Origin of the sequence: Alkalihalobacillus sp. TS-13, from assembly GCF_019720915.1 — a bacterium.
Lineage (GTDB): Bacteria > Bacillota > Bacilli > Bacillales > Fictibacillaceae > Pseudalkalibacillus.
Genome location: NZ_JAHKSI010000001.1, coordinates 2576281 through 2602581, shown reverse-complemented (window position 1 = coordinate 2602581; position 26301 = coordinate 2576281). Strand labels below are relative to the sequence as shown.

The window sequence follows — 26301 nt, the reverse complement described above, 5'->3', positions numbered from 1 at the left end:
AACAAAGAGAAAAGCATGATCCGCAAAGGCGGTAAGTATGGATAGGGCGACAGGAGGACAGTTATGATCAATAAAAACATGTTAACAGAGCAACGGAATAAGGAATCAGAAAAGCTGGATACCTTTTCTGTCCAAGAAATTATTCAGGTCGTGAATCGTGAAGATAAAACTGTTGCCGATTCTGTGGAGAGAAGCATACCTCAAATCACAAAAGCCATTGAAAAAATCGTTGAAGTGATGGAAAGAGGAGGTAGATTATACTATATCGGAGCCGGGACAAGTGGCCGACTGGGAATACTGGATGCGTCGGAATGTCCGCCTACCTTCGGTGTGGCTGATGACTTAGTCAATGGGATCATTGCTGGCGGAGACGAAGCACTCAGGACGGCAATTGAGAATGCAGAAGATAATGAAATGGCAGGCAGGAATGATGTAGAGGATGTCGTTACAGAAAAGGATGCAGTTGTTGGGATCACTTCTAGCGGCAGGACCCCATACGTGATTGGCGGAGTCAGAAAAGCTGCACAAATCGGTGCGTTGACCGCAGGGTTATCTTGCAATCCCAACGCGGAATTAAGTCGGTGCGTTCGGTATCCGATCGAGATTTTGGTTGGGCCGGAAGTGGTGACAGGCTCGACGAGATTAAAGGCTGGTACTGCGCAAAAGATGGTCTTGAATATGATTTCGACGACTGTCATGATCAAGCTCGGAAAAGTGTATGGAAACCTGATGGTGAATGTGCAGGCAACCAACGAAAAACTGAGGCATCGAGTCGTCCACATCATCCAAGAGGTGACTGGGGTGGATGAAAAAACTGCACAGAAATATAGCAACTCCGCAAAAGGAGATGCACGAGCCGCGATTCTCATGATCATGTTCCAAATTCCCTATGAAAAAGCGAGAGAAGCGCTTAAGGAAAATAATGAACATTTTCCGAAGGCGATGAAAAGTTTGGTTGAAAGATAAGATTTGGAACATAGGTCTAAAGTCTTCGTTTTGTAGGTAATTTTTTGTTTTTGTAGCTATTTCCAATTTTTGTATATACTACCTTTATTTTTGTAGATAATTATAAAAAGAGGAACTTTGCATATGTTGCGGAGCCCTCATAACTATGTTTTATTAAAAATCTACCCGAAATTAATTGCATCACACCCCAAATACTTGATTTAACTCTTACTCCTATAAAAAGAAAAGAGTGCTCTGAAAGGAAAAAGCCTTTCCAGCACTCTTTTTCTATTAAATCGAAATTTCTATCAGGTTATCATCTTCGTTCAGGTGTTTTTCCAGCTCTTCCAGTTTAATAGCAAATCCGCCTTCACGGTAACGGTTCAAAAGAGTTTCAGTTTCGACATTGGCTCCGTTTACCTTGACCGACTTTTCTTCGTTATCGAGTGAATAGATGAAGGCTACCGGACGATCGAGAACCCTGAACTCGAACCTCAGTCCGTTCAGTTCATCCGATAGAACCGGGTCAATGATCAAACGACCATCTTCTATACGGATACCAAGAGCATTCGAGATTAGTTGATTCATATAAATCCCAGGACCGCTTGAATAGATGCGCCATCCACCTTTGACTGGAACGGTGCCTTTACGAAGTTCATCAAACCGTTCCTGAGCTTCATAGCGTGTATTGAATTTTCCGTCCGAACTGCTGAAATAGGTGTTGCTCTGGCGCAATTCCGCATTCGGTACGACATCCTTCAATCCGATTGGGTTGATGATTTCAAGCCCTTTCCAGACCTCATCCCCGTGACCAAGCTTTGCCATCGCCTCCACAAAACGGATATGCGCATGGACGTATTGCAATCCGATTTCCCGTCCGAAATTCGCGGCTTGTTCTGCACGTTTGAAATGCGTACTCACTCCACCTGCATAGTTTGCTGGACGGTTCATCAAGCGGACACCATCTGGACAATAGAGGTGCTCTTTGATCAGTTCATAATGTGACTTAGCTTGCTCGGGTGTGAAAAGCTCGCTGATGATGCTTCGATTCATCGGAATCAACCGATAGTCGATTCCGGTCTTTGTGTCTGTCGGGTGGATCATCAATTCAGGCTGATATCTATTCTCCATGTAAAGGAAACCTGGCAGGACATCTGTCTTGAACATGAAGCGGTTATAGTCTTCTTTAATGCCGAATGCCAGTGTTTTCAGCTCAATCGCTTCCTGATGATCGACCCGTTCCAGCACTTTCGATAGCTGGTGGATCACTTGATAGGTAAGGGCGACTGTCCAGCTGCTGGCCATGTATTTTTTCAATTGCTGGTTCGCTGGCTGCAGGGTGTCATCCCAATCCCCATCGTCATATGAAGACAAGAACGTATCGTGTAAAAAGTGGCTCTTGATATAATCGATCTGCTTTTTAATATGTTCGATCAGCGTCTCTTTTTCATTGCTGAAATTGAAACCATCTCTTAAAGTATAAGGAATTTCTTCTTTTAAAATTCCAAAGTCCCCTGTAGCACGGACGTAATCGCTCACGACCTTCAACGGCCAGACAATGACATCACCATGGCTTTCATGCGCCTGGATCTTGAAGTATTGATCGAACATGAACCATTGCGGCCAGCTGCCATCATCTCCGTATTGATGCGCATAAAGCGTCTGGATGATTTCACGGACTGATTCATAATTTTGTGTGGCCAGGAAGTATTCGGTCGGACCCTGGCAAACATCCCTTGTTCCCCATGCTGCACCGCCGTACTGTTCAAGACCGTGCGGGACAGAATAGTGGACGAGCATGTTATGCGTGTACCACCAGGACAGGGTGTTCAGTTTATCAATCTGTTTTGAAGATGAAGCAGTTGTCGAGAGTTTGAACCCGTTCATCACGTCAGCATAATAGCGGCGATATTTCTCAATCTCTTCTGCCACATCTTTTTGAATGAAATCCATTTCTTCGCCATGAAGCAAGCCCTGGATCGTTACAGTCCAATCACTTGAAGGACTAAGATCCAATACGGATAACGAAGTGGATTTCGGCTCAAGACCACGAGAGAAGATCTGTTCGTCTGTCAGCTTGATCTCAGCTCCGTCCACCTTCATTCGATAGCAAAGTTCAGGAAACACTTGTGCACTGTCTGCATTATCAGCTGCACTGTAAACGATCGTTTCTCCTTGTTGTTCGACATTGAAGGGAACTTCGAATTCATTGTTGTTCATCGTAACCTGATTGGATAACAAGAAACGATATGCTTTCCCTTTTTCAGAGCGGACATTCAAACGAACTTCAGGTGTGTCAACGGTCGTATGGTTCGTCACGACAATCAGATCATCTTCTGTTTTATAAAACCAGCGGGTGTAATTAAAGCCGATTTCGAAAAGGGACGGGATGCCGAGCAGATGATACGTACCATCGATTTCGATATAAAGCCGTTGTCCGGATGTTTTCATGACGTTCAATGCATTCCGTGTATTCGTAAGCATTTTGTTGAACGAGGTATTTCCGACGACGAGCTGGGAATTGAACACACCAGTCATATAAGAGGTGGTCGTCATGACATTTTCGGTCAATCGGTCGTTATGGCCGCTCATCAGAATGTGTCCATGAGGACGTTCAACGAGTCGTTCTTTTCCTTTTAAAACGACATGCTCATGCGTGTCTGTGAAAAACGAGAGCAATGCCCCATCTTGATGTTCCTCGTGCTTGCGGACAGGGAAGAGGCTGTGAATCTCTTCTTCATTCATGTCTACGGTCTGTAAAGGTTTACCGAACTCTGAGGATAACGAAATTTTTTCAACAGGGTGGAATTCTATTTCTTCCGTTCCCTCGACCTGTTTCCAGGCAGCAAGGATTTCATCTTCAAATGCTAAGGAAGTGACGGCTTCGGGGTGGTCTTCTTTAAAGAGTCCGTAAAAGACGACGCGGTCCTTTCCTTTAAGTGACTTGCGCTCTGATTGCAAAGCAATGTAAGCGAACTCGTATTGGTAGATTTCATTTGCTAGTGATTCTTTGGACAACGCCTCGGGTTCATTCGTTTCACGATAAGAGGTGCCGAAAAATTGGAACCCGTCTGTTGAAAATCCTTTCACCTCATTCAATGACCCTTGTTGGAGGTAAGGGAATCCGGATTGCATCGACTGGTTTTGACGGGAGCAGACGACAAACCCACGCTTTGCATCCTCATAAACGGTGTGATCCGTATATTGGGAGATGTAGGCTTCATTCGAACGGACTGCCCCTTTATCAGCCAAACCGAGATCCTGCCCATAAATCAGATCATACTCGATACCTGACCCCTCCAATTTAACGTCCCAGAACCAGACTCCTGAATCCGTCAAAATGAAAGAGACTTCATAGTGGACATTTTCAAAGACACCCGACCATTTGAGAGCGAATTCTGCTACAGCCATTTTACTATTCGAGTGGATGCCGATAAGCGGAATGACTTTTATCTCGTCATTTTGAAAAAGACGAAGGTATAGGTTGTTAAGGGAACCGTCAATCGGGTTCCCTTGTACCTGGTTGATCATCGTGGATTGATGGGATGCTTCAAAAAGATCCCCGGTATTTAAGAAAGAGAATTGCAGGTTTCCTGAACGGATTTGATACTTATGATCAGTTTGTAAAAGTATAGACAATGATAGCACCTCTATTTTTCTAGTTTGAACGGATGTGCACTGACGTCTCGGCTGTTCGATCCGATGTAAGCGACGAAATCTCCCGGATCACTTTCGAAACGAAGGTCCGAATGATAGTAGCGAAGCTGTTTTTCCGATAAAGTGAACGTGACTTGCGCCGTTTCACCAGGAGCAAGCGAAATCTTCTTGAATCCTTTCAGCTCTTTCATCGGGCGGACGACTTCTCCAGAAACGTCGCGGACATAAAGCTGAACCACTTCTTCACCACTCACATCCCCGTTATTCGTGACATCGACGGTCAATTTCAATGTTTCATCTGCCTTTAAGACATCATTGGATAATGTGGCATCACTGTATGAAAAAGTCGTGTAGCTTAATCCATAGCCGAATGGGAAGAGCGGTTCATTCGGAATATCCAGGTATTGTGAGACATAGCGGACTTGTGCGTCAGGCGCACCCTTCGGACGTCCCGTATTGTAACTGTTATAATAGACCGGTACCTGACCGACAGAATAAGGGAAGGACATGGTCAATCGCCCAGATGGGTTCGCATCACCATACAACAGATCAGCGACTGCTGAGCCCGCTTCAGAACCAGGATACCAGGCTTCTAGTACTGCATCCGCTTGATCAGCAACACCGTGTAAATCCAGCGGCCGTCCATTGAACAAGACTGCGACGATAGGTTGTTTCAACTCTTTTAAAGCCTGGATCAGATCAAGCTGTGCTTGCGGCAAACGAATATCTGCCCGGCATCCAGCCTCTCCGCTCATTCCAGAATCTTCACCAAGGGCAAGGACGATGACATCGGCATCTTTTGCAGCTTGAAGAGCTTCATCAATTTGGTCTTGTGATACCGCTTCTACTTCACTTCCTTTAGCGATTGAAAGGTTCTGAGAGTCGAGCTTCGTTTTGATCCCATCGCTTAGTGTTACTGCATCCTCTCTTGAACCAATCCATGACCACGGTCCAAGGAGATCGTTGTTTTCTGCGAATGGTCCGATCAGTGCAACTTTCTGTTCTTTTTTGAGCGGGAGGACACCTTCATTTTTCAACAGTACTGCTGATTTTGTTGCCAGCTCGTGAGCAGCCTGACGGTGGGAAGAAGAAAAGACGATCTCTTTTTCTAATTCTTCATCGGTCCCTCGGTACGGGTTGTCAAATAGTCCTAGTTTTTGTTTCAATTCTAGAATTCTAAGAACAGCTTCATCGATCAAACTCTCGCTGAGCACATTTTCTTCAACTAATTCTTTCAAGTGATCGACATAACAAGGTGTCATCATTTCAATGTCCACACCTGCAGTCAACGCTTTGAGTGCAGCTTCTTTTTCATCTGCCGCTATCCCATGAGGAATCAGTTCTTTCACTGCACCCCAATCCGAGATGACGACGCCGTCGAAGCTCCACTCTTCACGGAGAAGATCGCGCATCAATTTTTTGTTACCTGTTGCAGGAATGCCGTCTAAAATATTGAAGGCTGTCATGACCATTTCACAACCTTCATCTAGTGCAGCTTTATAGGCTGGCAAATAGTATTCGCGCAGTTGTCTTTCGGACATATCGACAGTATTGTAATCACGGCCGCCTTCAGGAGCACCATAAGCAGCGAAATGTTTAACACAAGCTGCGACACGATGGTTGTCACTCGTAAGATCCTCACCCTGATATCCACGTACAAAAGCGCGTGCGAATTCACTATTCAAGTATGGATCTTCACCAGTCGATTCCATTACCCGACCCCAGCGTGGATCACGAACCAAGTCGACCATTGGGGAGAATGTAACATGAACACCCGATACGGCAGCTTCTTTAGCTGCAATTTTTGCGCTGTTTTCTGCCAACTCCAAATCCCATGAACAACCGATGGCTAGCGGAACTGGGAATATTGTTTTGTACCCATGGATGATATCCGACATGAACAACAATGGAATTCCTAACCGATTCTCTTCTAAATGAGTTTGTTGAATCTTCCTCGTCATTTCGGCTCCGGAAGCTCCTAATACGGAACCGCTATTGTTTACGACATCCTTTGTGATACCCATTTCAGCCATTGGACCGGTGATTTGCCCTTCATTTGAAGCACCTTTGTAAAATGGGGCAGCCAATTGGATCAATTGCGCAATCTTTTCGTCTAACGTCATCTTGTTTACAAGTGAAGTAAGCTGTTCGCTCATATTCATCCTCCCGAGAGTTTAATTGATATTGGTGTTTTTCGTATAAAATGTTGTTTTTACAATTTAGAAATAACTTGCTTTCCGCGGGCACAAGAAAAGCGAAAACGACCCGGTTAGGCACGTAGGTCACTAGAATACTGACGAGGAGGCTGTCGCCGCCGCAGGAAGTTTGAAGTGATCCAAGTGACTGGTCGCTGAGCTAGACATCACTTCCATGCATAAGCCCTAGATCTGCAAGCCTCCTCAGCTGATTTGCACAGGATCTTGACACAAAAATGAATTCATTTTCAGTGACCTTATGCTGGCTTCGACGTTCACCACAAGACCATGGACTAATATTCCATCCTTGTCGTTTTGCGCCGAGTAACCGCAAGGCGCAGGACGTGGTGGGGTCGAAGATCATTATTATAGTGGAAAATCCTTAAATCGATTGCGGGGTCCCGCTTAGCTTGTTTTGCCGTAGGAGTCACGCATATTTCCACTGCTAATCAACGTTCATTTGTCTCACATCGGCAATTATAAACAATCTTAAGGTTTAACTCTCGAAACGTTTCAATATATGTTAACAAGGATTATAAGCGCTTTCTTTTTTAGAGTCAATGAAGAGATCCGCTTCATTCGGATCGAAAACCATTGATATGAAAGAATAAACGTTGATACTAAAGCATTTTTTTAAAAATTTTTAATGTTTTTTAAAATAAATGTTGAAAGCGGATTCACATTTGATTATAATCAAGTTATCGAAACGTTTCAACAGAAAGAGGAAGATTCGTGCCAAAAGTGTTAAATATAACAGTTGCTGCCATGAAATTTTTCTTTTTGCATTTGTTTATTCCTATTTAAAAGACTAGCATTAACGAATGATTAGAGTAGAAGGGAGAATGTTCGAAATGAACAAGAAGATTGTTTCGCTTTTCTTTGTTTTTCTTTTAGCCGTTTCTGCTTTACTTGGAGGTTGCTCGAACGGATCGGGTGGAGATGATAACACCATTTCAGTCTGGGCGATGGGTGAAGAAGGTAAGAAATTAGAAGAGATTGCGAAGAAATTTGAAGAAGAAAATCCAGAGATTAAAGTCAAGGTGCAAGCAATTCCTTGGGAAAACGCTCACGATAAGCTTTTGACGGCAGTTGCCTCTCAAAAAGGTCCGGATGTTGTCCAATTAGGAACCACATGGGTGTCCGAATTCGCTGATGCAGGCGCACTCCTTGATCTATCTGAGCATATGAAGGATTACCCTGAATTCAAACCTGAAAATTACTTTGACGGTGCGGCGAAAACAATGAAATACGAGGATCAAATCGTTGGTATCCCTTGGTATGTTGAAACACGCGTACTCTTCTATCGCACGGATCTTTTAAAAGATGCTGGTTATGATGAAGCACCAGCAACGTGGGATGAGTTGAAGGATGCTGCAGGTAAACTTGCTGATCGCGGGGACAAGTATTATGGATTGGACATCGATCGTAACGACCAGATCATGCCATTCATCTTCGCATGGCAAAATGGATTCGAATTCGATACGGATAAAAAGAATCTTAACCTGGATAGTCCGAAATTTGATGAAGCAATCAACTATTACACAAGTTACTTTGAAGAAGGAATCAGTACTACAAAAGAAGGAATGGATATCGTTCAATCATTCAAAGATGGTGTGAAACCGATGTTCTTCAGTGGTCCATGGATGGTGAACATTCTGAAGGATCAGGCACCAGATTTAGAAGATAAATGGGCTATTGCCACAATGCCTGAAAAAGAACAGGTTGCATCCAGTATCGGAGGATCGAACTTCTCGATTTTCAGCAGCTCGGATAAAGTGGAAGAATCTCTTAAGTTCATTTCATATATGAATGAAGTAGATACACAAATTGAATGGTTTAAAACGTCCAACACATTACCTTCAAGAGTAGAAGCTTGGGAAGACCCGACCCTGAAGGAAGATGAAATGCTTGCGGTTTTCGGTGAGCAATTGGAAACAGCAAAAGCTTCCCCACAAATCCAGAACTGGGAAGTTGTCGGACAAGAATTGCTCAATGCAATCGAGAAAGTCACTGTCGGTGGTGCAGACGTCGATAAGGAACTAGACAAGTATCGTCAAAAAGTCATCGAGTCAAATGAAGATTGATTTGATTATCATACTTGATTAGAGAAAATAGTGGAGTTACAGGCATTCCTTTATGCCTGAACTCCATTTTTACGAAGTAGGGGGTCAAAACTGAATGGAATGAACAGTTGTACTTAACCTCTACTCAAGCTCAAATATCTTATTGTAGTCTAAATCAGTCGTCATGAGTATAGTTCAGTTAGGTGGGTTATTATGGGCAATGGTTTCAAACGATTATATCAGGATCGACATCCCTTTATGTTCATCGGACCAGCCGTCCTGATTCTATTGGTCTTCAGCATCGTTCCGATTTTCGTTGCTTTTGTCATCAGTTTTACAGACCTTGACCTCAAGGGGCTTGCAAACTGGTCGAATATCAATTATATCGGACTAGAAAATTATAAAGAACTCTTCACAGATGAAGTCTTTCATAAATCAATTTATAACACGTTATTCTATGCAATCATCGGTGTGCCTCTTGTTATTGTTTGTTCATTAGGAATTGCATTGCTCCTCAACTATGGATCCAATCTGTTGTTCAGGTTTTTCCGAGGAGTCTACTACATGCCTTCCATCACGAATATCATTGCGGTAGCAGTCATCTGGGGTTACTTATACAATACCGAGTATGGTCTTTTCAACTACATCTTGTCCCTGTTGGAGGCAGATAAAATTCCATGGCTCGAGGAACCAACGATTGCAAAGCTTTCGTTGATTGTGCTTGCTGTTTGGAAAGGAATCGGTATCAATATGATCATTTTCCTTGCAGCATTACAAGGGATTCCGCACTCGTATTATGAAGCAGCAAAAATTGACGGTGCGAACCGTTTTCAAATGCTTTTCCAGATTACGATCCCGCTTTTGCGTTATGCAACGTTCTTCGTCACGATCACGACCTTGATCGGTTGGCTGCAATTTTTCGAAGAGCCGTTCGTCATGACCCAGGGGGGACCATTGAACGGTACGATTTCCATGGCCTTGTTCATTTATCAGGAAGGCTTCCAATTCAGTGAATTCGGTTATGCGGCAGCTGGATCTTTCATCTTATTCGTTTTCATCATTGTCGTGACACTCGTCCAGTTCAAAATCCGAAAATCTGATACAGAGTACTAGATCGAGGTGGCTCATATGGAATCAAAAACAATCAATCGGAAAATTGAAAAGACAATCGTCAGTATCCTTCTTATCGTAGGTGGTGTGCTCGTATCCATCCCGTTTTTCTGGATGATCATGAGTTCATTCAAACCGAACGGAGAAGTGCTGCTGTTTCCACCAACACTGTTCCCTGAGAACCCGACTCTTGAAAACTACATCAATTTGTTCGAACGGCTCAATTTCGGAGTCTATCTGAAAAATACGATCATTATTGTCGTGATGTCCTTTGTGGGTCTCTTGTTCAATGCGATGGCGGGTTATGGGTTTGCAAAATTCAAATTCAAAGGTCGTGAACCAATCTTCTACCTGGTATTGGCTACGATGATGATCCCTGCACAAGTTACGATGATTCCTGTTTATTTGATCCTCAATGAAATGGGTCTGACGAACACAATGACTGGGATCGTACTGCCAGGGTTGGCAGCTGCCTTCAGTATCTTCTTGTTCAGGCAGTTCATGACGACGATTCCGACGGATCTGATTGAAGCAGCTCGTTTGGATGGAGCGGGAGAATTTTATATCTTCTTTAAGCTGATCATTCCGATCGCGAAACCGATTTTCGCCGTTCAGGGGATTCTTACGTTCATCGGTGCCTGGAACAGTTTCTTATGGCCGTTGATCATCGCCAATGATGAAAGCCTCTATACGTTATCCGTAGGGTTGTCGTTGCTCCAAGGGCAATACGCAAGCAACTATGGATTACAGATGGCCGGTGCTGCCTTCATGGTCGTACCGATCATCATCATCTTTTCTTTCTTCCAAAAATATATTGTGGAAGGATTTACGATGTCAGGGCTTAAATAAGTACAAATGGAAAAGTGTGGAGGCAAACGTGAGTTGTCTCCATTTTTTCAGTGACGAATAATCAAATGGTTGGAGGATGTTATGGATAAAAAATGGTGGCATACAGCAACGGTCTATCAAATTTACCCGCGTAGTTTCAATGATTCAGACGGGGATGGAATTGGAGATATCCCGGGGATCATTGAAAAACTGGATTATTTAGCGAACCTTGGGATCGATGTAATCTGGCTCAGTCCTGTATACAAATCTCCGAATGATGATAATGGCTATGATATCAGTGATTATTACGGGATCATGGATGAGTTCGGGACGATGGAAGATATGGAGAAGCTGATTGAAGAAGCGAAAGCCCGGAATATCCGAATCATCATGGACCTTGTGATCAATCATACGTCCGATGAACACCCGTGGTTTATGGAGTCCCGGAAATCGAAGGATAATCCATATCGCGATTTTTACATTTGGCGGGATGGAGCAGACGGACCTCCGAGTGATATCCGTTCCGTTTTCAGCGGTCCAGCCTGGGAGTATGATGAGGAGACCGGACAGTATTATTTCCATCTCTTCAGTAAAAAACAGCCGGATTTAAATCTTCATAACGATGACGTACGTAAAGAGCTGCATAAGATGATGGATTTTTGGCTTGAAAAAGGAATCAGCGGGTTCCGGATGGATGTCATCGATTTGATTGGAAAAGAAGTCGACAAAGGTGTCTTAACGGATGGACCGATGCTGCACCCTTATTTGAAGGAAATAAATGAAAAAGTGTTATCGAAGTATGATGTGATGACGGTCGGGGAAACACCTTCAGCTACAACAGATTCAGCAAAGTTATATACAGCCCCGGAACGAAATGAGCTTGATATGGTGTTCACTTTCGAGCATATGTCGTTAGATGAGGTTAAAGGTAAAGGGAAATGGGCGTTGAAACCGTTGGAGCTCAGAGATTTGAAGGCGGTCTTAAGCAAGTGGCAGACAGAACTTCACGGGCAGGGCTGGAACAGTTTGTACTGGAACAACCACGATCAGCCGCGTATCGTCTCCCGCTGGGGGGATGATTGGGAATATCGCGTTAAATCTGCTAAAATGCTTGCGACGGTCTTACACATGATGCAAGGCACACCTTACATCTATCAGGGTGAAGAAATCGGAATGACAAATATCCGCTTTGATGACCTCGACGATTACCGCGATATCGAGACATTGAACATATATAAGGAAAAAACAGAACAGGGCACTCCGCATGAGGAGGTCATGAAGTCGATCTATACGAAAGGACGCGACAATGCCCGGACCCCACTCCAGTGGAATGGTTCGGAAAATGGCGGTTTTACGACTGGTGAGCCTTGGATCAAGGTGAACCCGAATTACCACGAGATCAATGTGGAGAAGGCTTTAGCTGATGAGCAGTCCATTTTCCATTATTATAAAAAGTTGGTTCAATTACGAAAAGAACATGAGATTATCGTCTATGGGGAGTATGAACTGATTGAAGCGGATCATGATGAAATTTATGCTTATGTACGCCGGCTTGGCGAGGAAACGCTTCTGATGGTTGCGAACTTTTATGGCGGCACACCGAAATTTACGTTACGAGAAGGGTTTTCAGCCAAGGATGCGGAAATAGTTATAAGTAACTATGACGATTCACCAAAATCGCCAGAACAGATCCATTTACGACCATATGAAGCTATCGTCTATCGGTTAGGACGTGGGTGATCAGCATGGCACGGATTACTTGCGATTTTTATTCAGAGGCTCTGCAATGTTCAACTTCGATTACCGTGATTTTGCCCCAGCAAGTCGGGGTGCTGGAGTCTGAGGAAGTGCAGGACTTTGGGAAAACGTATCCGACGCTCTATTTATTACATGGACTTTCGGATGATCATACAACCTGGAGCAGGCGGACATCGATCGAACGATATGCGGATTCTTATGGAATTGCGGTTGTCATGCCTGCTGTTGGGCGAAGCTGGTATACGGATATGGAATATGGTCATGACTATTTCGCCTATGTGAGTCGTGAGCTTCCGAAAGTGGTCCAATCCATGTTTCCTCTTTCTCCAAAACGAGAAGATACCTATATCGCCGGGCTTTCGATGGGTGGATATGGCGCATTGAAAACTGCATTCCATTTTCCAGAAAACTATTATGCAGCGGCAAGTCTCTCTGGAGCTGTCGATGTACTGGAACGGCTTTCTGATTTTAAAAAGGATTTCCCGGCTATATTCGGGAACCGTCAAGTCAAAGGGAGTGGCGATGATCTTTTTCATATGGCAAAAGAATTGGCGGAGAGTGATTCTCCAAAACCCTTTTTATATGCGAATTGCGGGACAGAAGATCACCTTTATGAAGCGAATCTCCGTTTTCGAGACCATTGCAGGGAAATCGGGCTTGATATGAGGTATGAAGAATTCCCAGGCACTCATGAATGGGGCTACTGGGACCAGCACATTCAGAAGGTGTTGGCGTTGTTTTTTAAAAGATAGATAATTAGCAAGTAGTAGGATGTGAAGGTTATGGCAACGATCAAAGATGTAGCGAAACGTGCAGGAGTGGCAGTATCGACAGCTTCCTATGCACTGAACAATATCGATAAAATCAGTCCAGACACGAAGAGAAAAGTGATTGAAGCAGCCAAAGAGTTGAACTATCAGAAGAACGGAATCGCCTCAGACTTGAAGAGGACGAAGACGAACACGATCGCGTTGATCTTGAGTGATTTGTCAGGTCCTTATTATTCGGAGCTGATCAATGGCGTCCAGACCGTCGCGATGACGAACGGCTACGATCTGATTGCGTGTAACTCGATGGGGGATACACAATCGACAGCGGTCAAGTTTTTAAAAGAAAAACGTGTCGACGGCGTCATCATTTTGGCGCACAACATCAGTGATGAAACAATTCTTGAATCTGCGCGTGAAGGATTTCCGATTGTCGTTCTTGATCGTTATCTGGTCCATGATCATGTGCTGCAGGTCGAGGTCGACAACTGGCAAGGTGGATTCCTTGCTACAGAACATTTGATTGAGAAAGGACACCGCAAGATCGCGTTCATCAGCGGCCCGAGCAACTCCCATGATAATTCGTTGAGATTCCGGGGATATGAGGCGGCATTGGAGAAACATGGGCTGCCTTATATTTCGAAATGGAAAATCTCCGGGGATTTTACACGTGAGAGCGGATATCGAGCGACGAAAATGCTGATTGCGCAGAATGATCTTCCTGAGGGTATCTTTTACGCGAATGATGAAATGGCGATCGGTGGACTGCAAGCGTTCAAGGAAAAAGGTGTGCGTGTCCCGGAGGACGTGTCGATCGTCGGATTTGATGATATTCAGTTAGCTGAGTTCGTAGCGCCGTCATTAAGCACGATCCGCCAACCGAAGTACGAAGCAGGTGCGCTCGCCGTGCACTTGATCTTCCAACAACTATCCAATGAAAAAGTCGAACCATACTACAAGCTATCAACCGAGCTGATAGAGAGAGAATCTGTAGTGGAACGAGATTAGATTAGATAGAGGAGACCTATCGCCCAAGTGGCGATAGGTTTTTTGTTTTATTCGGTATTTGGTGTAAATTTACACACCTTTTGCCGGATTCCGTGGAAAATCGGCGATAGGGAAGTCATCCATAAAGACCCGATTCAACAGGTAAATCTTCAGCATTTCCAACTTTCGGAATGGCTTAATCACTATAATTTTCCGAAAAATATTCCCATTCTTTCCATTGTAAATGATAATGCCAGGATTGTACCAATGAATAATCATGACCTGCTTGTGAAAAAGGTGATTCGTAATACAAAAATCCGAGATGTTTTGAATGATCTTCACGCTACATATGATAAAGAAATCCTCTCACAAAAAGACCTTCACACTTTATAAAACCTCTTCCTTAAGGTGCATACCTTCTATCCAAACTTAATATAAAAAAGGAAGAACTTATCACTGGTGTTCAATGTCCTGGTTGTTCAAGGTTTCCAATGAGAAGACTTTATTTTTAGAATGCAGTACTATTTATAAAGACGCACATATACAAGCATTACATGATTATTTTTTATTATTTCATGTATCCTCTGATTCTGTAGTAAAGAAAATTGCCCATTCCCTCAACCTCACCCACACTGGTTCCACAAAAAACCGCAATTATCACCTGGATCCACTTAGCCGAAGAACGATAAACTTCAAATGAATATTGGCGATTGCCAATAGATCCGAATAATCATTGCCTCTTCCTCATAAGTCCGGAGCCTTCCCATCTACTAAGTCTCAAGCCGTATTGCAATACCCTTCTTGAGCCAGTTACTGTTTCCGTTTTCAGTCGTTACAATTAACGGTGCAGCTTAACCAAAACAAGAAAGGGGAGAGGACATGAATTCATTAATCCGATTCAGTCTCAAAAATGTTGCCGCTATTTTCATTATTACTTTTTTAATCATTCTCGGAGGGCTTTACGCGATCACCAATCTCCGTATTGAAATGTTCCCGGATATTGAAGATCCAACATTGACGGTTGAAGCCGTTTATCCCGGAGCTTCACCTGACGATGTAAACAAAAACGTTACAACCAAACTTGAAGAACAATTCAATTCGTTAGAAGGGTTGAAGACGCTGGAAAGTTCATCGTACGAAAGTTTTGCGATGCTTTCACTGAATTTTCCAAACAACACTGACCTTGATAAAAAAGAACAGCAAGTGAACAAATTGATTGAGGAAGCGAACCTGGAAGACTCCGTCCAAACGGATGTCAAACGCTTTTCAATGGATATGATTCCGATTTATGATATCTCCATCTTTGCAAAAGGGGATACGGATCTTGATACGTATCTCGAAAATAACGTCATCCCGGACATCAAAAAGATATCTGGGGTGAATGAGGTCCAGGTTTCAGGGCAAAAAGAGGGTCTTGTCCAGATTACGGTTGATCAGGAAAAAGCTCTTCAAAACGGGTTATCGCTTGATCATATCAAAAATCAAATCAACGAAAAATATTTTTCATATCCAGCTGGTCAAGTGGAAGCGGATGAATTCCAGATACCGGTTCGTGTTGAGCAGGATCTAGAAACGATCGAAGAATTGGAAGACCTTCAGCTGACAACTCAGAATCAGCAAGAGCCAACACCTATTGCATTAAAAGAAATCGCAACAATTGAGGAAGTGACCGAGAGAGCAGAGCTAACACGCTACAACTTGAAAGATTCACTTTCAATGATGATTACGAAAAAGCAGGATGCGAACACGGTCGAAGTGGCTGATCAGGTGACAGAGGTTTTGAAAAAGCATGAAGAACAAATCGATTATTATGTAAGCTTCGACACGGCACAGGGCGTGAAGGATTCTGTGCATACACTTGTTCGGGAGGGCCTACTTGGGGCGTTGTTTGCATCACTCGCCGTATTACTTTTCTTACGGAATATCCGTGCGACGATCATTGCGATCATCTCGATTCCGTTTTCTTTACTCTTTTCATCGATCTTCTTATTACAGCTCGGAATTTCATTAAACATGATGACCCTTGGCGGAATGGCCGTTGCGGTCGGACGGGTGGTTGATGACAGCATCGTTGTCATTGAAAACATCTTTAGGCGTGTAAGGAGATCGCCTGATAAGAAAATCACTGATGAGATCATCACAGATTCAACGAAAGAAATTTTCAAAGCGATCGTCTCTTCAACCCTGACTACGATTGTCGTCTTTTTACCGCTTGGCTTGGTCGAAGGGGATACGGGAGGATTTTTCCTGCCATTCGCACTTGCAATCACATTCGCACTCATAGCGTCGCTTCTGATTTCGGTCACGCTGGTACCAATTTTAGCGAAATATTCGTTCAAAAAAGCACCGAAGGAAGAGAAAGAAGGGTTGTTGCAAAAAATTTATGGGAAGTTGATTGAACGTTCTCTAAATCATAAAGTCACCGCAATCCTACTATCGCTAGTGCTATTGGGCGGTTCCTTCGCACTTGTACCGACCCTGGGTTTCACCTTCATGCCGAATGAGGAGCAGAAGATCTTGAATGCGACAATCGAATTGCCTGCAACAACTTCAATGGAACGGACGAATGAGGTTTCACTCCAGATGGAAGAGATGTTCGTCGATAAAAGCCAAATTGAAAATGTGACCGCTGGTGTAGGAAGCAAGGATTTCTTCACCGGTTTAAAAAAGGAAAACAAAGCAAGCTACTACTTGAGGCTGAAAGAAGACACTGACGTATCAGAGTTTTTAAAAGAATTAAGAGGTGATATGGAAACAATCATGGATGTTGAAGCGGATGAAGGAGAATTCAACGTCATGGAATTCGCTGCTTCTGGTCCGCCGACGAACAACAGTGTTTCGATCGATCTCTATTCAACGGATCTTGAAAAGCTGCAGTCGGCTGCACTTGATGTTGAAGAATACATGAAAGACAACGATGATCTGAAAGATATTTCGAATAACTTTTCCGAAACACAAAAACAATACCTTGTTGACGTCGATTCAGATAAAGCTGGGGAAAAAGGGATTCCAGGCATGCAGATTCTTGGGATGATTACAGATCAAACAAGACCTGTGCAGGTTGGCGAATTGAATTTGAACGAAGAGAACAAAACCGTTCAATTATCCTACGAAGATCCTTTAAGTGCTGAAGCCCTTGAAGAAATGGAAATCTACGGTCCTCAAGGTCCAGTAAAACTGAAAGAGATTGCAGATGTTAAAGAAACGGATAGCTTCACAGCGATTCAAAAGCTTGATGGTAAAGTCTTCGCACGTGTGACAGGTCACGTGAAAGGAAACGATGTGCAAGCTGTTACGAACGAAGTGGTAAACGGTGTTAAATCAGATATCGAACTTCCTGAAGGTGTTTCTTTTGAGAGCGGTGGCGGAAGTGAGGAGACGACAGCCGAGTTCCAACAGATGGGGATCGCAATGATTGCGGCGATGGGACTTGTCTATTTGACGATGCTCATTACATTTGGAAAAGCACGGATCCCAATCATCATCTTATCCTCACTCATCTTCGTTCCCATTGGTTCCTTCACGGCTCTATATTTGGCTAAAGAACCGCTTTCCATCAGTGTTATGATTGGATTCTTGATGTTGATTGGAATTGTCGTGACCAATGCGATCGTCTTGACTGATAGGATTACTAGGAACCGGGATGAAAAGGGAATGACTGTGCGTGAAGCATTGCTCGAAGCTGGGAAAACTCGATTAAGACCGATTTTAATGACAGCTTTGGCAACGATTGCCGCGTTGACCCCGCTTGCATTTACAACATCCACAGGAACGTTCATTTCAAAAGGATTAGCATTGACAGTTATTGGTGGTTTAACTTCCTCGACATTGCTGACATTGATTTTAATTCCTGTCCTTTATGAAGTATTCTTTTTCAGACAAAGGAAAAAAGAGCGACTCAAGACAAAGGATCTTTCCATGTAAACTGATTAATTCCGCTTTGGTTTATTATGGTTCATTTGAGGAGATTCCATTTTACCGATATTTTCCCTCTGAACCAAGTGTTACTCAGGGTTGAATACGACCTATATGCAAACATTAAGAAGGCATAAAACCTTCGAAAAGGAGATAGATGCATGATAAAACGTATCGTAACCCTGGGTCTCACTGCACTCCTTTCAGCAGGAATGCTGGCTGGATGTAACATAGATGACACAGGCAAAAATAACGAAGAAGGTATGCAATATAACACGGTAAGATATGACCGCCAGAATGATCGGAACCAGAATAATCGATTCACACCGATTTGGGGAAATGGCGGAAGTTTTCAAAACCGATATAATGCACCGAATGCTCAAGGTCCATATGGTCAGCAATATGGCGGCGGCTTCCAGAACACTCAGCCGAACATGCAGCAGCCAGGTGATACAACACAACAGCCTGGTGACACAGCCCAACAACCCGGCGGCGCTACAGCGATGAGTGAGATAGAGAAGCAGGTCATCGAATTAACGAACCAGGAAAGAACGAAAAACGGGCTGCCTGCTTTAAAAGCTGACTCAGAGCTTGCTCAAGTTGCGCAGAAAAAAGCAGATGATTTGTCCCAGAACAATTACTTCTCCCATAATTCACCGACCTATGGATCACCTTTCCAGATGATGCAGCAAAATGGTGTCGATTATCAATCAGCCGCTGAAAACATTGCAGCAGGCCAACAATCTGCTGAACAAGTTGTCCAACAATGGATGAACAGCCCAAGTCACCGCAAGAACATCATGGATGCCAAACTAACTCATATCGGCGTTGGCCGTTCAAAAAGTGGTCAACAAGACAACTGCTGGTCACAAATGTTCATTCGAAAGTAATGACCAAATGTCAAGCCTCTCTACTTGAGAGTGCTTGGCATTTTTTATTACAAATATAGCTCTTCTTTTCCGGAGGAGTTCGTTAATTTCCGCTTAAAATTCGTTAATCCAAAGATTAGGCACAAAATAGAGGCTTTCCCATGCGCATAAGTATTGCGCATAAATATCAGAAAGATCGCTAACGGACACAGAGGACCTTATTTTCCCAAAACTCGTTCATTTTTTAAAAATAACGGACACCAGAGCTCTTATTTCGTTAAAATGTTCGTTAATCAGCTCCTTTTTTCACAAATAACGGCTCTGGTGTCCGTTAAATTCTAAAACACTGCATTTTTGTGACAAATAATGGCTCTGGTGTCCGTTACGATTTCAGGAAAATACATGTAAACCAAAAAGGCTGCCCCAAACATTGAAGAAATTGATGTTTGGAATCAGCCCTTAATTTATATAAATCCTAAAATCATACCGCCGAGTGCTCCTGTTACCACAACGATCGAAGGTGGAAGTTTGTAATACACCAACATACTGAATAATACAGCTGCAAAAGCGAAATCAATGGCAGAGGTTACAGAACTTGTCCAGATCGGCTGATAAAATGCGACAACCAGAATCCCTACGACAGCAGCGTTGACTCCAAGAAGCGCGCCTTTCATTTTCTGATTCTTCCTCAACGTGTCCCAGAACGGTAAAGCTCCGAATATCAATAGGAATGCTGGAAGGAATATCGCGACAGTCGCAAGCAATCCGCCTTTCCAACCATTGATAACTGCACCTAAATAAGCAGCGAATGTAAATAGCGGTCCAGGAACAGCCTGTGCTGCGCCATACCCGGCGAGGAATTCCTGTTCAGTCAGCCAGCCAGTCGGAACAAATTCTCGTTCCAACAACGGTAGGACAACATGCCCGCCACCAAAAACAAGTGCACCTGCTCTATAAAAGCTATCGAACATAGCAATCCAGTTGGCACCTGTCAACTCCCGTAAAAATGGGAGAAGAGCTAACAGTCCGAAAAATAGAATGATACAAACAGTTGCAAAACGTTTTGACAACGGAATACGGAAGTCTTCTGCGTCTTGATCACTTTTGTTTTTGAAAAGAAACAGACCAATGATGGCAGCTCCGATAATGATGCCAACCTGAGTGAATGTAGTCTGCCAAATAAGTGTAATGACAACTGCCAGCAAAGCAAGTGTTTTCCGGCTTCTGTCAGGCGTAAGTTTAGATGCCATTCCGAGGATCGCATGTGCGACTACGGCTACTGCCACCAGCTTCAGCCCCTGGATCCAGCCTGCGTCTGCAATGTCCAATTCTTTTAAAAGGAGCGCAAACAAGATAAGCGCAATGACAGAAGGCATGGTGAACCCTAGGAAGGCGATGAAACCACCAATCGCCCCTCCACGAGCAACACCAATCCCAATCCCAACCTGGCTGCTTGCAGGTCCCGGTAAGAACTGGCATAAAGCGACAAGATCAGCATAGGTCCGTTCATCAATCCATTTTCGTCTCCGTATATATTCTTCATGAAAATAGCCTAAATGTGCAATGGGTCCTCCGAATGAAGAAACGCCTAAACGCAAGGATATCAGAAAAATCTCCAACAATCGTTTCATTGGATAATGGCTCCTTTCTTAGTCGTTGATTTCTTTGAAAAGTTCATAAGCCTGTTTTCGTGCTTCCTTCAGAACCGTTTCTCCAGCCTCAGTGGTGGTGTAATACTTCCTGATTTTACCTTCAACGTTGCGGTCTTCTTTCAGCAAAAGCCCATTTTCCTCCATCGAGTGTAGAATCGGATACAAGGTTCCTGCGCTGATATCATAGCCATGCTCCCGTAACTCCTCAACCATCCACGACCCATAGATGGGATCCTCTTTTGCGTGGTGTAAAATATGGATCTGAATAAAGCCTAAAAACAACTTACGTAATACTTTATCGGTCATACTATAGCCGCACCTCCAAATATCGGAAATCAATATTGGTTTTCGAAATCGAAATTCGATAACATCATAACAAAATGTTAAACACCTGTAAATGATTTCGATACTGGAAACTTATGCTATACTATTTGGAAACTATTTTGAATTGAAAAAAGGGGAACTGATGGAAGCTTTATCTGTCAAAGAAAATCGTTTAAATGAATTATTCAAAGTAAACGAACTTGAAAAGGATCCTCCATTCAGATTTGTTCCGATGGTTTACAAACCAATTGGATTTGACTGGATGAGTGAATTTGAAAAAGAATTTACACAACGTTTCAATGGAATAATCCGTGAGAGTGAACAGGTTGGGGCTGTCCATCTTGCAGTTTTCCCGAGTGATGAGGTGCTTAAGAAAATTCATCATGGATTAAGAATGTTTTGCAGAGCAATTTGAAATTCAGATAAATTTGTTACCTCAGGAAAAATGGTGGAGGTAGAAAAAAGGGGGATTAATTTTTTGGATTGGAACAACAAGAGCAAGGAATTATGGAATGATCAAGCTGATCGATGGAATGAACAAGAACGTATTTGGAATAAAGGTCCGAGAGCAGAAATGCTGGCTTTTTTCTTCAAGTCAGTGGATTACACAAAGAATACCAAGGTACTTGATCTTGGATGTGGTCCTGGTGTAAGTACAAAATTGATGAAGGAGAAGGGGTATAAGGCTATCGGGAGCGATCAGTCTGAAAGGATGGTTCGTTATGCATTAGCTCGTAATGTTGAAGCATATGTCACAACTGATAATGTACTCCCTTTTGAGGACGAGCATTTTGATGCTGTATTTGCTTGCACGTCCCTTGAATGGACGGACGAACCTTATCAACTTATCAAAGAGATCTCAAGAATACTTAAACCTGGAGGGATAGTTGTGACTGTCACCCTTGGTCCATACGCTCCTCCTCGGCAACGCGCTTATGAAAGGTTATATGGTAAAAAGGTGATCCATAATATGTTGATGCCATGGGAGTTACATCAGTTGTTAGGTGAACATGGATTCAACATCAAGACGATGCAAGGGGCATTTTCAGGAAAACATACTCCTAATTCGAAAATCATCGATTTATTGGACAATAATTGGGTAGCCAAATCAGCCTTGTCTTTCTTGTGGGCGTTCGCAGCTGTTAAAGAATAAACATTCAAATTGGAAATATACTCTCTTTCTGCGGCAATCTGCTAGTCTTCTCGCTCACTTGCACATGGAAGTGCTTGCTTCGACGTTCACCACAAAAAACAATGATATAAACACAAAAGTTGCTGGACTCAATGTCCAGCACCTTTATTTTACATTTAAAGAAAGTATAAATACTTTCTTCAATATAAGGGCAACTAAGGCTCAGCCTACGCTAAGGCTTGGTTTTGCCAAGTTTTCTTTAGTGGTTGGCGATTTTTGCATCATTTTTATTGTAAACAGCCAACTGATCGATCAGCTTATGGCTGTCTGCATTCAATCCGATGATTTTCACATTCACACCATTTTGTTTATATTTCAAGACGATTTTATCGACAGCTCCGACTGCTGAATCATCCCAGCAATGGGCATGCTTGAAATCGACGATCACGGTTTCTGCTTCATCTTTAAAATCAAACTTCGCTACGAAGTCAGTTACCGAGGCAAAGAACAATTGTCCTCTTACTTGATATGTCTTCGTGTTCAAGTGTTGTTCAATTTTTGTATCGACATGGACTTTCGAGATTTTAGCAGCAAAGAAGATTGCACTCAGGATGACCCCGGCGATGACTCCTTTTGAGAGATCGTGTGTCACAACGACTGTCACAACGGTCACGATCATGACTGCTGCATCTGTTTTCGGCATGACATGCAATTTTGTCAACGAAGACCAATCAAATGTTCCAATCGAAACCATGATCATGACACCAACCAATGCAGCCATAGGGATTTGTACTAATACGTTATTGAATACGAGGATCAATAACATGAGGACAATACCTGCCACAAGTGTCGATAATCTTCCTCTACCACCCGATTTAACATTGATGACGGATTGTCCAATCATTGCACATCCAGCCATACCACCGAAAAATCCCGCTACAATGTTTGCCGCTCCTTGACCCTTCGCTTCTTTATTCTTATCACTTTCCGTATCTGTCATATCATCAACGATTTGAGCTGTAAGAAGGGATTCCAACAAACCTACAATCGCTAATGCGAAAGAATATGGAAAAATGATCTTTAATGTTTCAAAGTTAAGCGGAATTTCTGGGATCAAGAACATCGGCAAAGCTTGCGTCAATTGTCCCATATCCCCAACTGTCCGTACACCAACACCAGATGTCACCGCAATCACTGTCATGACGATGATTGCAATAAGCGGTGATGGAACTGCCTTCGTGAATCTCGGTAAAATATAAATGATAGCTAAAGCACCAGCGACCATTGCATACATGATCCACGTTTCACCGATAAAATGCGGAAGTTGTGCCATGAAAATCAAGATCGCCAACGCATTGACGAAACCGACCATGACCGACTTAGGGATGAATTTCATCACTTTTCCAAGCTTGAATACCCCCATCAAAACTTGGATGATACCTGTCAAAATCGTAGCAGCCAGTAGATATTGCAAACCATGATCCGCTACGAGCGTGACCATGAGAAGGGCCATCGCACCTGTTGCTGCCGAAATCATTCCTGGTCTACCGCCTACAAAAGCAATGACAACTGAGATACAAAACGATGCATAAAGACCGACCATCGGATCTACCCCAGCTATGATTGAAAAGGCGATCGCTTCAGGAATCAATGCTAGTGCAACGACGATACCGGCGAGAACATCACCTCGGACGTTGCCAAACCATTCTTGTTGTAATTTTTGTACGTTCAAAGACTTAAAGCTCCTCTCTCTTTCTATAGATTAAATTAATGACTTTCAACTCTCATGAAAGTCGGGGCCGTTGTGAACATACGGATTATAACATCGTTTATAAATGAAAGGTAATACCAGGAAAGCGTATTCTCCTGCTGAAACCTTCAATTTTCACCCGAATTCTCTGTCTAATAGACCAAACTGAGAAATTCATCAGTAAAATAAAGTTTGAAAATTGTAAAATCAATGAAAAAGTGAGAAAATCAGATTATCTTTACACACATATAACTGTAAGGTAGTGGGGAGGAAAACATGTTTAAACGGATCCTTTTAGCATCAGATGGTTCAGAGCACGCTATGCGAGCAGCAGAGAAAGCAAGCTTCATTGCAAAAGTCGACGAAAAAGCGAAAGTGACGATCGTTTATGTAATTGATGGTGCTACGTCAAAAACAGATGTTTTATCAGAAGGAAGTAAAGAAGCGATTGAAGAAAAACGTAAAAGAAGACTGCAGAATACTGAGGAAGTTCTCGCGAAAAATGAAATTCCATACGAAATAGAGGTCCTGAGGGGCGAACCAGGACCATCAATCGTAAAGTATGCAAATGAAAATTCTTATGACCTGGTTGTCATCGGCAGCAGAGGACTGAATACATTCCAAGAGATGGTATTGGGGAGTGTCAGCCATAAGGTTGCTAAGCGCGTCCATTGTCCGGTCATGATCGTGAAATAGAACTTATCCTTTTTTATGTATAATAAGAGTCATTTTGAATAGTTCTTTATTAATAAAGAAAACTTGGCAAAGCCAAGCCTTGGTGCAGGCTGAGCCTTAGTTGCTCTTATACTGAAGAAAGTATTTTATACAATAAAAAGGGGTATGCAAACCCCCTTTCTATTACCAACCACAGAAGCCGCGACGTCGACGTCTTGGTCTAGAAGCTGCTGCTCCGACGATTATAAGAAGAATGAACAGGATCAGAACCAATACTGCTACTTTTCCTGTATTTACACCACCTACTGCATCACTCATGAAAAAACCTCCTTATTCACCATAAGATAGTACTATCCTATGCTTGTACTACAAGGCTTGTTTGGGTAATTGGACAAGACTTACATAAATTGGTCAAGCGCCTTTAACGCTGCTTCTGACAATAAATAGTCCTAAAATATCAAATGGAGTCGAATTCTATTTGAAGATCACTAGAACTATAAAAAATAGAGAGAGGTCTTGCTATGCAATTCACACCTCCAAATCCAGCGGGTCAGGTTGTCATTCAATCCGATCAATTGATTCAAAAGCCATCTGAGTATACATTGGTCGGAAAAGGCAGAAGTGCGTTTGTATTTAAGGATGAAAGATATAACACTGCAGTGAAAGTGTTTTTTACTCAATTTGCTGATCTTGCAAAACAGGAAGGCGAAATATACAAGAGACTTAGCGATTCCCCATTCTTTCCTGAGATCTATGATGTGGGACCGGATTTTATTGTAATGGAGTATATTGAAGGTCATACCTTTTATGAATGTTTGCAAAAAGGAATTCCGATCACAGACGATATGATCGACAAAGTGGATGAGGCGTTGGATTTCGCCAGATCAAAAGGTCTTAATCCATCGGACATCCACCTGCGTAATCTCATTTTTACAACTGATGGGGCCGTCAAGGTGATCGATGTGGTGCGTTTCACGCAAGATAAAAAATGTCGTCAATGGGATGATCTGAAACGTGGCTATCACCGATACTATAAGAAGTTATCATTTAAAAAAATTCCGAAGACGATCATTGAACTGATTGCCCTCTATTATAAAAAAGTGATTGTACCACTCCGTTCAAAAGAACTTACCGATTGATAGAAAGTCGTTGATACACAATCAGCGGCTTTTTTAATGTCATACTTTATTAATTGTTTACGCGAAATTCACTCCCATTCCGCGTGCGATCACTTGAACAGGATCTCAACATGAAAATGAAATCATTTTCGTGAATGCGATGAATATTCTTAGAAGCTTTCCTTATGCTGGGTTCGCCATTCACCCCAAGACCACAGACTTTTATTCCACCCTTTTTGCAGTTTTGCGCCGAGTAACCGCAGGCGCAGGGCGTACTTGTCCAGGATGTACTGACTTCGACCTTCACCACAGGACGTACTTGTACAGGATGTACTGACTTCGACGTTCACTACAGGACGTGGTGGAATTTAGTCGAAGATCCTTATTATAGACGAAGGTAATTCGCTGCGGGGTCTCTCCGGGCTCGCTTTTCCCGCAGGAGTGTCGCGAATTTCACTTTAAGAAAACATAGGGTAGACATCAGACCATTCTTCCACCCATAGTTTAGTTTAGGAACATTGGTGCATAACTCCTCTTTCCGTTACAAAACCTAATG

The 26301-nt window shown here is 43.0% G+C and carries 20 protein-coding genes; 14 read left to right on the top strand and 6 right to left on the bottom strand.

The window, feature by feature from the left end; all coding sequences use genetic code 11:
* Positions 1–66 precede the first annotated feature (66 nt).
* A complete protein-coding gene (murQ, locus tag KOL94_RS12725; protein ID WP_221567704.1) occupies positions 67–966 on the top strand; it encodes an N-acetylmuramic acid 6-phosphate etherase in 900 nt (299 codons plus the stop codon).
* A 270-nt stretch (positions 967–1236) separates the two neighbouring features.
* On the opposite strand, the gene KOL94_RS12720 is transcribed toward murQ, so the two are convergent.
* Together KOL94_RS12720 and bglX are read right to left on the bottom strand one after the other, a co-directional pair.
* On the bottom strand, positions 1237–4578 hold the full coding sequence (locus KOL94_RS12720; RefSeq protein ID WP_311775176.1) for a GH36-type glycosyl hydrolase domain-containing protein: 3342 nt from the start codon (positions 4576–4578) through the stop codon (positions 1237–1239).
* Between the two features lie 17 nt (positions 4579–4595).
* Positions 4596–6758: a beta-glucosidase BglX gene (bglX, locus tag KOL94_RS12715; protein ID WP_221566786.1), complete on the bottom strand. Its 2163-nt coding sequence runs from the start codon at positions 6756–6758 to the stop codon at positions 4596–4598.
* Between the two features lie 890 nt (positions 6759–7648).
* Between bglX and KOL94_RS12710 the strand changes: the two genes are divergently transcribed.
* The 9 genes from KOL94_RS12710 to KOL94_RS12670 all read left to right on the top strand — a co-directional run bounded on the left by KOL94_RS12710 (position 7649) and on the right by KOL94_RS12670 (position 19115).
* Positions 7649–8881 carry a sugar ABC transporter substrate-binding protein gene (locus KOL94_RS12710; RefSeq protein ID WP_221566785.1) on the top strand — a complete coding sequence of 411 codons (1233 nt, stop codon included), beginning with the start codon at positions 7649–7651 and terminating at the stop codon, positions 8879–8881.
* Positions 8882–9073: 192 nt separating this feature from the next.
* Complete coding sequence (locus KOL94_RS12705; protein WP_221566784.1) at positions 9074–9973, top strand: carbohydrate ABC transporter permease; 900 nt, start codon at positions 9074–9076, stop codon at positions 9971–9973.
* 15 nt (positions 9974–9988) lie between these two features.
* Positions 9989–10819, top strand: coding sequence for a carbohydrate ABC transporter permease (locus KOL94_RS12700; RefSeq protein WP_221566783.1), 831 nt, complete (start codon positions 9989–9991; stop codon positions 10817–10819).
* Positions 10820–10900: 81 nt separating this feature from the next.
* Entirely contained in the window at positions 10901–12538 is a 1638-nt protein-coding gene (locus KOL94_RS12695) for a glycoside hydrolase family 13 protein (protein ID WP_221566782.1), read from the top strand.
* 5 nt (positions 12539–12543) lie between these two features.
* Positions 12544–13308, top strand: a complete 765-nt coding sequence (locus KOL94_RS12690) for an alpha/beta hydrolase (protein ID WP_221566781.1) — start codon at positions 12544–12546, stop codon at positions 13306–13308.
* Between the two features lie 30 nt (positions 13309–13338).
* Positions 13339–14331 carry a LacI family DNA-binding transcriptional regulator gene (locus KOL94_RS12685; RefSeq protein ID WP_221566780.1) on the top strand — a complete coding sequence of 331 codons (993 nt, stop codon included), beginning with the start codon at positions 13339–13341 and terminating at the stop codon, positions 14329–14331.
* Positions 14332–14358: 27 nt separating this feature from the next.
* A complete protein-coding gene (locus KOL94_RS12680) occupies positions 14359–14703 on the top strand; it encodes a hypothetical protein (protein ID WP_221566779.1) in 345 nt (114 codons plus the stop codon).
* A gap of 486 nt (positions 14704–15189) precedes the next feature.
* The gene (locus KOL94_RS12675; protein ID WP_221566778.1) at positions 15190–18234 is read left to right on the top strand and encodes an efflux RND transporter permease subunit; all 3045 of its coding nucleotides are present in this window, start codon (positions 15190–15192) and stop codon (positions 18232–18234) included.
* A gap of 152 nt (positions 18235–18386) precedes the next feature.
* Positions 18387–19115: a CAP domain-containing protein gene (locus tag KOL94_RS12670; protein WP_221566777.1), complete on the top strand. Its 729-nt coding sequence runs from the start codon at positions 18387–18389 to the stop codon at positions 19113–19115.
* 443 nt (positions 19116–19558) lie between these two features.
* Here the strand turns inward: KOL94_RS12670 and chrA are convergent, their stop codons facing one another.
* Together chrA and KOL94_RS12660 are read right to left on the bottom strand one after the other, a co-directional pair.
* Complete coding sequence (chrA, locus tag KOL94_RS12665) at positions 19559–20725, bottom strand: chromate efflux transporter (protein ID WP_221566776.1); 1167 nt, start codon at positions 20723–20725, stop codon at positions 19559–19561.
* 18 nt (positions 20726–20743) lie between these two features.
* Positions 20744–21052 carry a PadR family transcriptional regulator gene (locus KOL94_RS12660; protein WP_221566775.1) on the bottom strand — a complete coding sequence of 103 codons (309 nt, stop codon included), beginning with the start codon at positions 21050–21052 and terminating at the stop codon, positions 20744–20746.
* A gap of 91 nt (positions 21053–21143) precedes the next feature.
* On the opposite strand from KOL94_RS12660, the gene KOL94_RS12655 reads away from it, so the two are divergent.
* Together KOL94_RS12655 and KOL94_RS12650 are read left to right on the top strand one after the other, a co-directional pair.
* Positions 21144–21485: a hypothetical protein gene (locus KOL94_RS12655; RefSeq protein ID WP_221566774.1), complete on the top strand. Its 342-nt coding sequence runs from the start codon at positions 21144–21146 to the stop codon at positions 21483–21485.
* Positions 21486–21548: 63 nt separating this feature from the next.
* Complete coding sequence (locus KOL94_RS12650; protein ID WP_221566773.1) at positions 21549–22223, top strand: class I SAM-dependent methyltransferase; 675 nt, start codon at positions 21549–21551, stop codon at positions 22221–22223.
* A gap of 238 nt (positions 22224–22461) precedes the next feature.
* Here the strand turns inward: KOL94_RS12650 and KOL94_RS12645 are convergent, their stop codons facing one another.
* Complete coding sequence (locus KOL94_RS12645; RefSeq protein WP_221566772.1) at positions 22462–23934, bottom strand: SulP family inorganic anion transporter; 1473 nt, start codon at positions 23932–23934, stop codon at positions 22462–22464.
* Positions 23935–24228: 294 nt separating this feature from the next.
* On the opposite strand from KOL94_RS12645, the gene KOL94_RS12640 reads away from it, so the two are divergent.
* A complete protein-coding gene (locus KOL94_RS12640) occupies positions 24229–24648 on the top strand; it encodes a universal stress protein (protein ID WP_221566771.1) in 420 nt (139 codons plus the stop codon).
* A 162-nt stretch (positions 24649–24810) separates the two neighbouring features.
* Here KOL94_RS12640 and KOL94_RS12635 read toward each other — a convergent pair whose 3' ends face one another.
* A complete protein-coding gene (locus KOL94_RS12635; RefSeq protein ID WP_221566770.1) occupies positions 24811–24945 on the bottom strand; it encodes a YjcZ family sporulation protein in 135 nt (44 codons plus the stop codon).
* A gap of 203 nt (positions 24946–25148) precedes the next feature.
* Here KOL94_RS12635 and KOL94_RS12630 point away from each other — a divergent pair, with 203 nt between their 5' ends.
* Positions 25149–25766 carry a protein kinase family protein gene (locus KOL94_RS12630; protein WP_221566769.1) on the top strand — a complete coding sequence of 206 codons (618 nt, stop codon included), beginning with the start codon at positions 25149–25151 and terminating at the stop codon, positions 25764–25766.
* Positions 25767–26301: the final 535 nt, after the last annotated feature.